Source organism: Kineosporia sp. NBRC 101677 (genome assembly GCF_030269265.1).
GTDB lineage: Bacteria > Actinomycetota > Actinomycetes > Actinomycetales > Kineosporiaceae > Kineosporia > Kineosporia rhizophila.
Window position 1 is genome coordinate 161,175 of sequence record NZ_BSTA01000003.1, and the last position, 12,664, is coordinate 173,838.

Genomic DNA, 12,664 nt, shown 5'->3' on the forward strand with positions numbered 1-12,664 from the left:
CGCCGGCGTCCGGTCACGGAACCGTGAAGATCGTGTCCAGAGCATCGTCCAGAACTGCTTCCCACGAGGCGTTCTCGGGGGCCGAGGCCGACAGCAGCCAGCCGCCCACCACGAAGCCGGTGAGGGCGGCGTCGGCGGGCAGCATCTCGGCGGCCGGATCGCGCTCCTCGGCCAGCGCGGTCATGAAGGTCTCGACCGTGGGCTGGTCCATCCCGGCCCAGGCCTCCATCCGCACCGCACTGCGGGCCAGGGTCGCGATCCGGTCCCGCTGGGGCGGCCCCTCGTGCAGGTCGCAGAGAACCTGGTTGCCCACCGCGAAGCAGAGGTCGACCGCCTCGCCGTAGGCCTCGTCGCCCTGGTCGACCAGGGCCTGGATGGCACCGGTGGAGCGTTCCGGGCTACGGGCCACCACCGCGGCCAGGGTCTGACGGACCAGGGGTTCCACCTGGCTGTCGATCCTCATCGGTGCGCTCCTCCGCCTGCCTCGACATCCTCCTGGACATACCTGACCTGCACGTTATCGACCCACGGGGGCGACGGCATGTCAGACATCTCACGGAGGTAACGCCCGAAACCCGCGAAATCCGGCTAGAAGGTCACTCCACCCAGGTGTTCCCGGGCAGTTCCGGGAGGCTGGTGATGTCCAGGTCGGAGCGGATCCCCGACTCCGGGGCCAGCCCGAAGTGCTCGATCGAGCGCCGCACCCACTCCGCCGCGTCGATGTTCAGCGGCCCGGAGACCCACAGGGCGTAGGGCAGGTTGACGAAGCGCTCCTCCTTCACCGCGGTCAGGTCGCGGGAGGCCGGGTTGGCCTTCAGCACGGCCACCTTCTCCTCGTACGACTGGCCCGGGTAGTCGACGAAGAAGATCACGTCCGGGTCGGAGGCGGACAGACGCTCCCAGCCGACCTCGGTCCAGGTGTCCTCCACGTCGGCGGTGGCGTTGGTGACCCCGGCGGTGTCGAAGATGGCCTGCGGCGCCCCGAACGAGCCGGAGGTGAAGATGGCGTCGGTGCCGGAGTCGAAGAGGAAGGCGGTCGGCTTCTCCTCGCCCTTCGGAGCGGATTCCAGCGCGCTCCGGCGCTTCTCGATGTCGGCCACCACCGCCTCGGCGCTCTCGCCGTGCCCGGTCAGTTCGCCCAGGTTACGCAGGTCGGTGGTCAGCGCCGTCCACGCCTCCATCGTTCCCCGGGCCCCGTCGTCCTGCCGGCAGGTCTCGCTGAGCAGGTAGGTCTTGATGTCGCGTTCGTGGAGCATCTCCGGCATGAGGTTGCGCGACTCGCTGAAACCGTAGCCGTAGCCGGCGAACATCATCTCGGGGTCGACCGCGAGCACGTTCTCCAGCGTGGGGAACTCGTCGCCGACCACCTTGAGCTGGTCCACCCGGGCGTCCGGGTAGGCCAGCTCGAGCACGTCCTGGTCGCGGGCCATGCCGGTGACGGCGACCAGCTCGTCGCGGGCGCCCACCGCCAGGGCGATCGAGATGATGCCACCGTCGTAGGCGTAGAGCTCGGTGACCGGCGCGTCCACGCTCACCTTCTCCCCGCAGTTCTCCACGGTGATGGCGCCCGCGCCGGAGGCTGCCTCCGGCGAGTCGGAAGAACTGCAGGCGGTCAGGACGGTGCAGCCCAGGGCGAGCACTGCGAGTCTCGTGGCGGGGCGGTTCATCTGGTCCGGGTTTCCTCTCGGGGGTGGATGAGCAGGTGGGGCTGGTCGAGCTGGGGATGGGGCACCTGCACCGAGCCGACGCCGAAATGGGCGTCGACGTGGGCGGCGCTGAGAACGTCGGCGGGTGGACCGATCGCGACGATGCGGGCGGGTCTGGCGCTGATGCCTTCCGGCCGGCCGACCACCGCCAGGGTGTCGAAGAAGCGCAGCGCCAGGTCGAGGTCGTGAACGGTGGCGACCAGGGTCTGCGACTGGGTGGCGAACACCTCGAGAAGCCGGAGCTGCCAGGCGACGTCGAGCTGGTTCGTGGGCTCGTCGAGCAGCAGCACGGGGCACTGCTGGGCCAGACCGCGGGCCAGCACCGCCCGCCGCCGTTCGCCTCCGGAGAGCTGGTCGCACGGCGAACTGATCCGGTCGGCCAGGCCCACCGCGTCCAGAGCCGCCTCGACCACGGCTCTTTCGTCCTGGCCGCCGCGTGACCAGGGGCGGGTCCGGGGCACTCGCCCGAGGGCCACCAGTTCACCCACGAGCAGTTCCGCGGCCACGACTTCTTCCTGCGGCACGAAGGCCAGCCGGCGCGCCCGCTCCCGGGACGCAAGGTGACGGGCGTCCTCGAGGTGCCCTGAGGCGTCTGCAATCTGAACTTCTCCGGCGCTGGGGCGCAGCACTCCGGCCAGAACGCGCAGCAGGGTGGATTTTCCCGCGCCGTTCACCCCTACGATGCCCAGGCGTTGCCCGGCCGGAACGTCCAGGTCGATGTCGCTCAGGATCTCGCGGCCACCGAGCTGGGCCGACACGCCCTTCACGCGCAGGGCCACGGTCATCGTTCGCCGCCGAACCGGTACTGGCCCCGGCCCATCAGGAGCAGGAACAACGGGGCCCCGATCACCCCGGTGACCACGCCCAGCGGAATCTCCTGCGGGCGAACCGCCAGTCGGGCGAGAACGTCTACCCAGAGCAGGAATACACCACCACCGAGGGCTGCGACGGGCAGCAGGACCCGATGCTGAGCGCCGACCACCAGCCGGGCCGCATGCGGCACGATCAGCCCGACGAAGCCGATCCCCCCACTCACCGCCACCAGCACCCCGACCAGCACCGCCAGGCCGACGAACAGGGTGGTCCGCAGGGCGACGACGTTCACTCCCAGGGCTGCGGCCGTGTCCGAGCCGACGGCCAGGGCGTCCAGCCAGCGGTGCAGGGCGAGCATGCCCAGCGCCAGCACGGCCACGAGAAGTGCCGGGATCCAGAGCTTTTCCCAGGTGGCGCCGCCCACGCTGCCGAGCATCCAGAACATCACCGAGTCCGCGGCCCGGGGGTCGTCGCTGAGGAAGACCAGGAACGAGGCAATCGACGAGAGTCCGGACGAGAGAACGACTCCGGACAGCACCAGCCGCAACGGGGTCAGCCCGCCCTGGGTCATCGCCACCAGGTAGACCAGCAGGGCCGAGCCGATCGCCCCGAGCAGGGCGCCGCCCGAGACCGCGTAGATGCCGAACCCGGCCAGGGAACCGGTGGTGATCGCCGCGGTCGCCCCGACCGACGCGCCCGAGCTGATGCCCAGCAGGAACGGGTCGGCCAGGGGATTGCGCACCAGTGTCTGCATTCCGGCGCCGGCCACCGCAAGTCCGGCACCGACGACCACCGCCATCAGGGCACGCGGTAGCCGCAGCTCCCAGACGATGACGTCCCAGCGGCCCGGTCCGCTGCCGTCGAGACGGTCGGTGACGGCGGAGACCACTTCACCCAGCGGGATGTGCTCAGAGCCGAACGCCAGCGAGATAACGACGCTGACCAGGCACGCCACGGTCAGCGCGGCGGCCAGGGGCCAGAACTTCAGGCGGCGCCGGGCAGGGGTGGGCGACGGGTCCACGCATGACCTCTCCAGTCCCGGGCCCTGGTCGCGAGAGCCCGTCGACGAACACGTGAACCGACAGGTCTTCGGACTCGGGGTCAACCGGTGGCACGGCCTTCCCAGGGAGAGGCTCCCCAGTGGCGAGTCGTGCCGCCGTCGCCCTTACCGCTGCGCGCCAGTCCCGGAATTGCACCGGAGTTCCCTGGCATCCACCCGGATGCGATCGGTTCGTGCCGGAGGCTAGCACGCGGGACTACTGCTGCATCACCCAGGTGGGCACCGGCTCGTCGATCTCGGCGACGACCTTCCAGCCGGACCGCTCGTACAGGGCCACGTTACGGCGGGTGGCCGTCTCCAGGTAGGCGGGCAGCCCGGCCTCGGCCGCGCGCTGCAGCCCGGCCTGCATGACCGCCCGCCCCAGACCCTGGCCGGTGTGGTCGGGGTGGGTGCCGAGAACCCCGAGATACCAGTACGAGGACTCGGGGAAGGCGGCGTGCACGACCTCGTCGTAGGCGCGCAGCCGGGACGCGGCGGGCTCCGGCAGTTCCAGAGGGCTGCTGGCCGGGGGCGTGCCCGGCGGTTCCCAGATCGCCACCGAGACACCGCCCTCGACGGTCCAGATCGCCCCCATGCCGACCCTCTTGTCGAACACGTGACCGAAGAAGGCGGCGGCGCCGTGCTCGTACTCCTCCTGGTCGGGGAAGATGTGGCGCAGCACCGGATCGGACGAGAACGCGGCGACCAGGGTGCGGACGATCGGGGTCCGGTCGGCGGGAGTGGCTACAGAGATCACGGGGTCAGCTTCTCATCCCGACACTCCCGCCCCGGGCATACGGTTCAGGTGCGTTGCCGGGCCATCCACTGCCAGACGTGGGTGCCCTTGATGCTGGGATCGTTGCGGCCCACGTAGATCCACGACCAGTGGCCGGGGAACCTGTAGCCGTTCCAGACCACCTCGTCGTAGAGCGTCACCCGCGAGCGCGGGATCAGTTCGCTCGCGTGCACGGTGTTGGCCTGCGGGTCGACGGTGGCGTCGTCGAGCGAGGTGACGAGCCAGGTGGGGGTACGGATGGCCCGGAGCTCGGCGTCCGGGATGAGCGGCGGGTTACCGGCCACCACGCCGCAGATCGGCACCGAGGAGGCGAACAGGTCCGGGTAGGTGGTGGTCATCTTCAGACTCATGTAGCCGCCGTTGCTGCACCCGACCACGTGCACCCGGTCGCGATCGATCGGGTGCCGCGCCGACACGTCCTCAATCACCTTCCTGATCATCGGGGCGAACCGCGGGCCGTCCTCCATCCAGTACGAGGTGCTCTGCGGGGCAACCACATACGCGCCGCCGAAGATCTTCTGCCCCTCCCGGGTGGCGAAGCCGAGCGCACCCCGGTTCGCGCGCAGCGTGGTCTCGTTGTCGTAGTAGCCGTCCGGCAGCGAGGCGCCCTCGCCGCCGCCGTGCAGCCAGACCACCAGAGGACGCTTGCCCCGCCCGGAAGGCGTGTAGAGCCGGTACTTCAGGCCGTTGCTGATCTCGTGGTGACCGAACGCGTCCACCTCGGGGTTGACCAGCCTGCCCTGCTCGAAACGCTCGATCAGCAGGGGCTTGCCGAACCGCCGGGGCACGGGTTGGTTCTGGGTGATCGTGTATTCCAGGTTCAGTCGCACGTTCCGGCTGCGGGTCACCACGTAGCCGAGCGTCGCCGCACCGGGTTTCCCCTCGCCGTGCTCCAGTTCGAGCACGATGTTGCCGCGGTGATCCAGCCGCGCCCGGGTGACCACCCGGTCCAGGTCGTACCCACTGGCGCCCGGGATCGGGCTGGTGGCCTTCGCGTGCACGGTGAACGTGCTGGTGGTGAGGCCTTCGGCGGTGATCGGGCCGAGCCGGTCGGTGTCCAGGGTGACGGCGGTGACCTGCTCACCCCCGTCGAGGGTCTCGGCCTCGAGCCGGAACCGGGTGGGCCTCTCGTCGGCTCCGGCGCCGGCGGCGTTCGTGATGCTCAGGGCACCGGGCAGAACCAGGCCGGCGGCTAGGACGCTGCGGCGACCGATGGGCTGGGGCATGCGAACTCCTGTCCTCGTCTTCCTTGACTGGCGGACAGGACCAGGCTCGCATGCTCAGATTCCGGAGAAAACCCTCGGTTCGAAGAGTAGATGGATGCCGCCCTTGTGCTCGATCCGTTCCACGCCGATGCCGTAGACCCGCTCGATCAGGCCGGCGTCGATCACCTCGGCGGCGGGCCCGGCCCCGGCCACCCGGCCGTTCTCGAGCAGCACCAGGTCGTCGCAGTAGCGGGCGGCGAGGTTCAGGTCGTGCAGCACCACCACCACGCTGGTGTCCAGATCCCTGACCAGGCTGAGGATCTCGTGCTGGTAGCGGATGTCCAGGTGGTTGGTCGGCTCGTCGAGCAGCAGGTGGCTGGCCTGCTGGGTGAGCGCACGGGCGATCAGCACCCGCTGCTTCTCGCCGCCGGAGAGCCCGGCGAAGCTGCGCGGGGCCAGGTGCAGGGCGCCCACCCGTTGCAGGGCGGTCCAGGCGATCTCCTCGTCCTGGGTGCTGGTGCGGGCGAACGTGCCCAGGTGCGGGCCGCGGCCCAGCAGCACCATCTCGGCCACCGTCATGGTGGTCTCGGTGCCGTTCTCCTGCACCACCACGGCCAGGTGCTGGGCCACCTCGCGGGCGCCCAGCTCCCCCAGCGGCCGGCCGTCCACGCTGACCGTTCCCGAGGCCGGCCGCAGCGAGCCGTACAGCAGCCGCAGCAGCGTGGTCTTGCCGCTGCCGTTGGGCCCGATCAGGCCCAGCACCCGCCCGGTGCGGGCGGTGACGGTGACGTCGTCGACCACCGGGCTCTTGCCGTAGGCGAACCGCAGCCCCTCGGCCTGGATCACGGCTGGGAGCCGAATCGCTCCATGATCGCCTCGAGACCGTCGATCGCCAGGGGGCTCGGCGGCTCGGTGAAGTTGAACAGCTGGGGCATCACGTCGCCGTTGGCCACCGCGGTGAGCTTCTCGGCCCCCGGAAGGTCGGTGATCGACTTGGTGACCGCCTCGGGGTCGCCGTCGGAGTACAGCAGGATCAGCACGTCGGGGTTCAGCCCGATCAGCTTCTCCAGGGTCACCTCGAACACCCGCTCGTCCACGTCACCGAAGACGTTGGTGAAACCGGCGGCCTCGAGCTGCGGCTGGGCCATGCTGCGGGTGCCGTAGGCGTAGGTGACGCCGCCGCCGACGGTCGGGTAGAGCACTGCGGCGGTGCGGGGTTCGGTGCCGGCCGCGCTCTTCTCGACCGAGGCCAGGCGTTCCTTCAACGCGGCGACGGCCTGGTCGGCCTCGCTCTGACGGTCGAAGACCTTGCCGTAGGTCTCCATCTGGGAGTAGATGTCGTCGAAACCGGGGTCGGTCAGGCCTTCTCCGCACAGGCCCGGCTCCTCCATCAGCGGGATCGAGACCGCGTCGAGGGTCTCGCGGTTCAGGTTGTCGGTCTCGCCCAGCACCAGGTCCGGCTCCTGGCTGATCACGATCTCCTTGGAGATCTGCAGGTGACCGCTGGTGTCGGTCTTGTCGGTGAGCAGCGGGATCTTGGCCAGGGCGGCGTTGGTGGCGTCGTCGTAGTAGGCCTCCGGGTACTGCCCGGCCCGGGCGGTCACGTCACCGAGCACGCCGAGGGCCTGCAGGTAGGGCACCGAGGCGCTCTTCAGCAGCACCACCCGCTCCGGCTCGGTGCTGAAGGTGACGTCGGCGCCGCAGTTCTCGACCGTGACGGGGTAGTTGCTGCTGCCCCCGGCGGCGACGTCGCTGGTGTCCGCCTCGGACGAACCCCCGCAGGCGCTCAGGAGGAGCAGCGCCCCGGCTGCCGTGGCGGCGATGGCGGGGCGGGTGATGACTGGCATGAACGTGCTCCTCGACTGAGTGTTCAAAGGTTCTAGGCGCTGGTGGCGTGCAGGCGGCGGATCAGGACCAGCAGGAAGGGCGCCCCGACCAGGGAGGTGATGATCCCGATCGGCAGTTCCTGGGGTTGCAGCAGGGTGCGGGACAGGGCGTCGGCCCAGACCAGGAAGATGGCGCCGAGCAGGGCGGCGACCGGTACGGCGCGCGCGTGCGGGGCCCCCACCAGGCGCCGGGCGACGTGCGGGATCACCAGGCCGACGAAGCCGATGCTGCCGGAGGCGGCCACCAGCACGCCGATGCACAGCGACACCAGCACCAGCAGGCGGGTGCGGAACCGGTCGGGCGAGATGCCCAGGGTGTGCGCGGTCTCGTCGCCGATGGCCAGCGCGTCCAGACGGCGGCCCCACAGGGTGAGCAGGCCCACGGTGAGCAGCACCACGGCCACCACGATGCCCAGCGAGACCCCCCAGCGGGCCAGGCCCAGCGAGCCGAGCAGCCAGAACATCACCGAGCGGGAGCCCTCGGCCGAGTCCGAGGCGAAGATCAGGAAGCTGGTCAGGGCGTAGAGGGCGTAGCCGACGGCCACCCCGGCCAGCAGCAGGCGCACCGAGGTCACCCGCCCGCCGCTGCGGGCGATCAGGAACACCAGGAATGAGGCGGCCAACGCCCCCAGGAAGGCGGTGAAGGGCAGCGCGTTCTCGCCGAAGCCGACGCCGACCCCGAACAGGATCGCCGCGGCCGCCCCGCTGGAGGCGCCCGAGTTGATGCCCAGCAGGTAGGGGTCGGCCAGCATGTTGCGCACCATCGCCTGCAGGGCCATGCCGCAGACGGCCAGGCCGGCCCCGACGCACACGCCCAGCAGCACCCGGGGCAGGCGGACCTGCCAGACGATCGCGTCCTGCGGCAGGCTCCAGGTCGGGGTGCCGGGCAGGCCGAAGAGGTGGTGGCCGATGATCCGGGCCACCGAGGCCGGGCCGATCGCCACGGCGCCGACGCCGACCCCGAGCAGGACGCTGACCACCAGCAGCCCGGACAGGCCGATCAGCCAGGCCGAGCCGCGGCGGCGCTGCCCGGACAGGCCGAGGTCGGAGACCTGGGGCTGCAGGGACCGCCTCTCGCCGACGAGTTCCCCCGCCATGTCACCCACCTTCGGTTCACGGCCCGCAGTGCACCGGCCGTTGTTGCGAAGCCTATGCAATAGAGCTCGGAGGCATGACGCCGGACTGCGAGATCTTTGCAACAGTCGGTGGCAAGTGCGGATCTGGAGCCTACGCTGACCTGGTCCACCCGTCCGGAGGCCGTGAGGAACGTCCGTGCTCAGCGCCTACCGCGGCCTGCCCGCAGCCAGCCGGCTGCTGATGATCAACATGTTCGGCATCAACCTCGGCTTCTTCCTGGTGCTGCCCTTCCTGGCCGGGTACATGAACGGCCTGGGCTACGCCGCGGGCACCATCGGCCTGGTCCTGGCCCTGCGCATGCTCGCCCAGCAGGGCCTGACCCTGTTCACCGGGGCCGCCGCCGACCGCCTGGGCGCCCGCCCGATGATCATCCTCGGCTGTGCCCTGCGGGTGCTCGCCTTCGGCCTGTTCACCCTGGTCGGCTCGCTGCCCGGGCTGATCGCGGCGGCCATGCTCACCGGTCTGGCCGGGGCGGTGTTCGGCCCGGCGGTGCGCGCCTACCTGATGCAGGACGCGGGCGAGCGCCGCGCCGAGGCCTTCGCCCTGCTCAACACCGTGGGCCACGCCGGTGCCCTGATCGGCCCACTGCTCGGCGCCCTGCTGATCGCCGTGGACTTCCGCCTGGTCGCCGGGGTGGCCTGCGCCGTGTTCGCCGTGCTGACCCTCGGCCAGGTGCTGGTCCTGCCCGCCCGGCCGGTACCCCGGCTGGAGACCAGCTTGCTCCAGGGCTGGCACGAGGTCCTGACCAACCGCCGGTTCCTGCTCTTCGCGCTCGGCGGCTCGGCCTACTTCGCCCTCTTCGGGCAGCTCTACCTGGCCCTGCCGGTGGAGGCCCAGCGGGTCTCCGGGGTGGAGGCCGCGGTCAGCGCCGTGTTCATCGCCTCGACCCTGATCGGCATCTTTGGCTCGGTGCCCCTGACCTCGTGGTTCAAGGCCCGCTACAGCGAGGGCGCCTCGATGGCCGCCGGTCTGGCCCTGATGGGCGCCGGGTTCGGGCCGCTGGCGCTGGCCGGCCCGGCCCTGGCCGACGCCCCGGCCGGGCGGTGGAGCACCGGCGGTCTGCTCGCCGTGCTGCCGGTGCTGCTCGGCACGGCCCTGTTCACCGTGGGCACGGCCGTGGCCAACCCGTTCTCGATGACCCTGCTGCCCCAGGTCGGCAGCGAGCGCCTCGGGGGCACCTACTACGGCTTCTACTACCTGGTGCAGGCCCTGGCCGCGACCGTGGTGAACGTGGCCGTGGGCCAGTTGCTCGACCGCTTCGGGCAGGGCCCCGGCCGGGCCCTGCCCTTCCTGTTCCTGCTGCTGGTGGGGCTGGCCGGAGCGGGACTGATCAGCTGGATGTCCGGCACCGGCCGCCTGGCTCCCCGAAGCCCTAGCGGCCGTCGCTCGACCAGTGGTTCCGGTCGACCGCAGCCGGGCTGAAGTGGTGCACGCCGTAGCTCGCCCCCACCGCCATCAGCCGGGCGTTGGTGCCGTCCTGCGGGCCGGAGGTGATCCGCACCGACTTGCCCTCGGCGTTCTTGATCTTCACGCTCGGGCCGGACCAGGACACGGCCATGTCGATCGCGTCGCCGGTGTTGTGCCGGCTGCGCAGGGCCGGCGGGGTGGCCAGGGCGGAGTCCACGCCGAGCGCGCCGAGCAGCTGGCGGGCCGCCGCGACCGAGGCCTGGGTGTCCGTCTTGCCGGTCTTCGTGCGGTGCTGCCAGCACACCTTGGGCGCCGGCTCCGAACCCACCGGCACGTAGGCGGGCACCTCGGCCGGGGAGATCTGGCCCTTGGCGATGCGGTAGCTGAAGTGCATCAGGTACGAGCGCTGGGGTGAGCGCAGCGAGGAGGTGGGACGCACGGTGATCCCGGCGTTCGTCATCGCGGCGACGAACTTCTCCACCCGGGGGCGGAAGCTGTCGTTCAGCAGTTCGACCGCGCTCTGGCCGCCCGGGAAGCGGGTGTTCCAGGCCGGGCCGCTGAGCTGCTGCGGGGTGCACATCAGGGTCAGCGCGGTGGCCGCCGACTCGATGCTGCAGCCGCGCTTGTCCTTGTCCTGCAGCACACTCGCCTTGGCGGTGATCCGGTAGGCCTGCCGCGCCGCCACCCCACCGGGGTAGTTGCGGCCGACCTTCCACACCTTGGCGTCCTTGGAGCCGCCGAGCTCGGCGGTCTGGGCCGCCCGGCCGTCACCCCAGTCGATCACCACGCGGAAGCGGCAACCGGCGGTGCTGACCGCGCTGGACCAGACTCACCTTCGGGTCGCTGCTGACGCAGCTGTCCCCGCCGCTGAGGCAGGCGTGGTCGGGCCTGTCCGAAGAGGTGGAGAGACCGCCGGCCCCGAAGGAGACCGGAGCCTTGGACGCCTTGGGTGCCTTGGACGCCTGGGGCGCCGCCGAGGCGGCCGAGGCCGAGCCCACGAGAAGACCGAACGTCGCGATCGTGCTGATCAGGGCGTACCGAACCGTGCGCGTGGACATTCGCCTCATTCCGTTGAGCTGCCGTGGGTGCCACTTGCGTGCCACGGTCTCTCTCGGCCAGGCCTGTCCCCTGTTTACGCCTCTCCGGAGCGTCCCTCCCCCGGCCTAACGGCTCAGCACTCCACCACGTTGAGCGCCAGCCCGCCCCGGGCGGTCTCCTTGTACTTCACCGACATGTCGGCCCCGGTCTCGCGCATCGTCTTGATCGCCTTGTCCAGCGAGACGTGGTGGATGCCGTCGCCGCCCAGCGCCATCCGGGCCGCGGTGATCGCCTTCACCGAGGCCACCGCGTTGCGCTCGATGCACGGGATCTGCACCAGCCCGCCGACCGGGTCGCAGGTCAGCCCCAGGTTGTGCTCGATCCCGATCTCGGCCGCGTTCTCCACCTGTTCCGGTGTGCCGCCGAGGATCTCGGCCAGCCCGGCGGCGGCCATCGCGCAGGCCGAGCCCACCTCACCCTGACAGCCCACCTCCGCCCCCGAGATCGACGCGTTCTCCTTGAACAGCAGACCCACCGCGGTGGCCGCGAGCAGGAACCGCACCACCGAGTCGTCGTCGAAGCCGGGCAGGAACTTCGCGCCGTAGTGCAGCACCGCCGGCACGATGCCGGCCGCTCCGTTCGTGGGCGCCGTGACCACCCGCCCGCCGGCCGCGTTCTCCTCGTTCACCGCCAGGGCGTACAGGGTGACCCATTCCATGGCGTGCAGGGCATCGGGTTCGCTCAGGTCGTTCTCCAACTGCTCACGCAGCCGGGCCGCCCGGCGGCGCACCTTCAGCCCTCCCGGCAGCACCCCGCCGGTGTGGGTGCCTTTCTCCACGCACTCGCGCATCACCTGCCAGATCTCCAGCAGCCCCTGCCGCACCTCCGCCTCGGAACGCCAGGCCAGCTCGTTGGCCAGCATGATGTCGCTGATCCGCAGGCCGGTGCTGCGGGTGAGCGCCAGCAGTTCGTCGCCGGTACTGAACGGATAGGCCACCGGCGTGGCGTCGGCCCGCAGCACCGGCCGCCCGGCCTCGTCCTCGTCCAGCACGAAACCGCCGCCCACGGAGTAGTACTCGCGCTCCTCGAGAACCTGACCCAACTCGTCCATGGCCCTGAAAATCATGCCGTTCGTGTGGAAGTCGAGCTTGCGGCGCCGGTGCAGCACCACGTCCTCAGCCACCGAGAAACCGATCTCGTGCTCCCCGGCCAGCACCAGTCGTCCATTGTCCTGGACCTTCTGCACGATCGGGTCGGCCGCCACCGGATCGACCAGATGCGGTTGCTCCCCGGCCAGCCCCAGCACGACCGCCTTGACCGAGCCGTGGCCGTGCCCGGTCGCGCCGAGGGAGCCGAACAGCTCGCAGCGCACCGCACTCGTGCGCCCGAGCAGCCCGGCCGCACGCAAACGGGTGACGAACAGGTAGGCCGCGCGCATCGGCCCCACCGTGTGCGAGCTGGACGGCCCGATGCCGACTTTGAAGAGATCGAACACGGAAATGGTCACGGGCGAGGATAGGACGCCGCACGGAGCCCCACCAAACAATCGGCGCCCGCCGGTCGATCCGGCCCGAAATTATTCGCCCGCCCGCCCCTCCGGTAGCAAGATCTGGTGCCGTACGAGCCCGACGCCACCC

13 protein-coding genes and 1 riboswitch are annotated in these 12,664 nt (G+C 70.8%); of the genes, 1 reads left to right on the forward strand and 12 read right to left on the reverse strand.

The features are described 5' to 3' along the window. Nucleotides 1-13: 13 nt before the first annotated feature. The 9 genes from QSK18_RS10315 to QSK18_RS10355 form a co-directional block, all read right to left on the reverse strand. Entirely contained in the window at nucleotides 14-463 is a 450-nt protein-coding gene (locus QSK18_RS10315) for a hypothetical protein (RefSeq protein WP_232812824.1), read from the reverse strand. A 133-nt stretch (nucleotides 464-596) separates the two neighbouring features. Then, nucleotides 597-1,667 (reverse strand): ABC transporter substrate-binding protein, encoded by a 1,071-nt coding sequence (locus QSK18_RS10320; RefSeq protein WP_285618181.1) that lies wholly within the window; start codon nucleotides 1,665-1,667, stop codon nucleotides 597-599. After that, on the reverse strand, nucleotides 1,664-2,491 hold the full coding sequence (locus QSK18_RS10325) for an ABC transporter ATP-binding protein (RefSeq protein ID WP_352396511.1): 828 nt from the start codon (nucleotides 2,489-2,491) through the stop codon (nucleotides 1,664-1,666). The genes QSK18_RS10320 and QSK18_RS10325 overlap by 4 nt, the downstream gene beginning before the upstream one ends. Then, on the reverse strand, nucleotides 2,488-3,540 hold the full coding sequence (locus QSK18_RS10330; RefSeq protein ID WP_285618184.1) for a FecCD family ABC transporter permease: 1,053 nt from the start codon (nucleotides 3,538-3,540) through the stop codon (nucleotides 2,488-2,490). Before QSK18_RS10330 ends, QSK18_RS10325 begins: the two co-directional genes overlap by 4 nt. 42 nt (nucleotides 3,541-3,582) lie before the next feature. Further along, a riboswitch (cobalamin riboswitch) is annotated at nucleotides 3,583-3,765 on the reverse strand. A gap of 10 nt (nucleotides 3,766-3,775) precedes the next feature. Continuing rightward, nucleotides 3,776-4,315, reverse strand: a complete 540-nt coding sequence (locus QSK18_RS10335) for a GNAT family N-acetyltransferase (RefSeq protein ID WP_285618186.1) — start codon at nucleotides 4,313-4,315, stop codon at nucleotides 3,776-3,778. 44 nt (nucleotides 4,316-4,359) lie between these two features. Then, on the reverse strand, nucleotides 4,360-5,580 hold the full coding sequence (locus QSK18_RS10340; protein ID WP_285618189.1) for a prolyl oligopeptidase family serine peptidase: 1,221 nt from the start codon (nucleotides 5,578-5,580) through the stop codon (nucleotides 4,360-4,362). A 54-nt stretch (nucleotides 5,581-5,634) separates the two neighbouring features. Further along, nucleotides 5,635-6,405 (reverse strand): ABC transporter ATP-binding protein, encoded by a 771-nt coding sequence (locus QSK18_RS10345; protein WP_285618191.1) that lies wholly within the window; start codon nucleotides 6,403-6,405, stop codon nucleotides 5,635-5,637. Beyond that, nucleotides 6,402-7,406, reverse strand: a complete 1,005-nt coding sequence (locus QSK18_RS10350) for an ABC transporter substrate-binding protein (RefSeq protein ID WP_285618192.1) — start codon at nucleotides 7,404-7,406, stop codon at nucleotides 6,402-6,404. Before QSK18_RS10350 ends, QSK18_RS10345 begins: the two co-directional genes overlap by 4 nt. 32 nt (nucleotides 7,407-7,438) lie before the next feature. Further along, the gene (locus QSK18_RS10355) at nucleotides 7,439-8,542 is read right to left on the reverse strand and encodes a FecCD family ABC transporter permease (RefSeq protein WP_232812832.1); all 1,104 of its coding nucleotides are present in this window, start codon (nucleotides 8,540-8,542) and stop codon (nucleotides 7,439-7,441) included. A 175-nt stretch (nucleotides 8,543-8,717) separates the two neighbouring features. Between QSK18_RS10355 and QSK18_RS10360 the strand changes: the two genes are divergently transcribed. Further along, complete coding sequence (locus QSK18_RS10360; protein WP_285618195.1) at nucleotides 8,718-10,004, forward strand: MFS transporter; 1,287 nt, start codon at nucleotides 8,718-8,720, stop codon at nucleotides 10,002-10,004. Here QSK18_RS10360 and QSK18_RS10365 read toward each other — a convergent pair. From QSK18_RS10365 to QSK18_RS10375, 3 genes are all read right to left on the reverse strand, one after another. Beyond that, on the reverse strand, nucleotides 9,955-10,773 hold the full coding sequence (locus QSK18_RS10365; RefSeq protein ID WP_285618198.1) for a hypothetical protein: 819 nt from the start codon (nucleotides 10,771-10,773) through the stop codon (nucleotides 9,955-9,957). The two genes, QSK18_RS10360 and QSK18_RS10365, sit on opposite strands and share 50 nt — an antisense overlap. Beyond that, on the reverse strand, nucleotides 10,757-11,047 hold the full coding sequence (locus QSK18_RS10370) for a hypothetical protein (protein WP_285618200.1): 291 nt from the start codon (nucleotides 11,045-11,047) through the stop codon (nucleotides 10,757-10,759). The genes QSK18_RS10365 and QSK18_RS10370 overlap by 17 nt, the downstream gene beginning before the upstream one ends. A 113-nt stretch (nucleotides 11,048-11,160) precedes the next feature. Then, a complete protein-coding gene (locus tag QSK18_RS10375; protein ID WP_285618203.1) occupies nucleotides 11,161-12,534 on the reverse strand; it encodes an L-serine ammonia-lyase in 1,374 nt (457 codons plus the stop codon). Nucleotides 12,535-12,664 lie beyond the last annotated feature (130 nt).

Excerpts from the sequence above, each read along its gene's own strand:
- QSK18_RS10315 (WP_232812824.1), bottom strand. The coding sequence starts at position 463 with ATGAGGATCGACAGCCAGGTGGAACCCCTGGTCCGTCAGACCCTGGCC.
- QSK18_RS10320 (WP_285618181.1), bottom strand. The coding sequence starts at position 1,667 with ATGAACCGCCCCGCCACGAGACTCGCAGTGCTCGCCCTGGGCTGCACC.
- QSK18_RS10325 (WP_352396511.1), bottom strand. The coding sequence starts at position 2,491 with ATGACCGTGGCCCTGCGCGTGAAGGGCGTGTCGGCCCAGCTCGGTGGC.
- QSK18_RS10340 (WP_285618189.1), bottom strand. The coding sequence starts at position 5,580 with ATGCCCCAGCCCATCGGTCGCCGCAGCGTCCTAGCCGCCGGCCTGGTT.
- QSK18_RS10350 (WP_285618192.1), bottom strand. The coding sequence starts at position 7,406 with ATGCCAGTCATCACCCGCCCCGCCATCGCCGCCACGGCAGCCGGGGCG.
- QSK18_RS10355 (WP_232812832.1), bottom strand. The coding sequence starts at position 8,542 with ATGGCGGGGGAACTCGTCGGCGAGAGGCGGTCCCTGCAGCCCCAGGTC.
- QSK18_RS10370 (WP_285618200.1), bottom strand. The coding sequence starts at position 11,047 with ATGTCCACGCGCACGGTTCGGTACGCCCTGATCAGCACGATCGCGACG.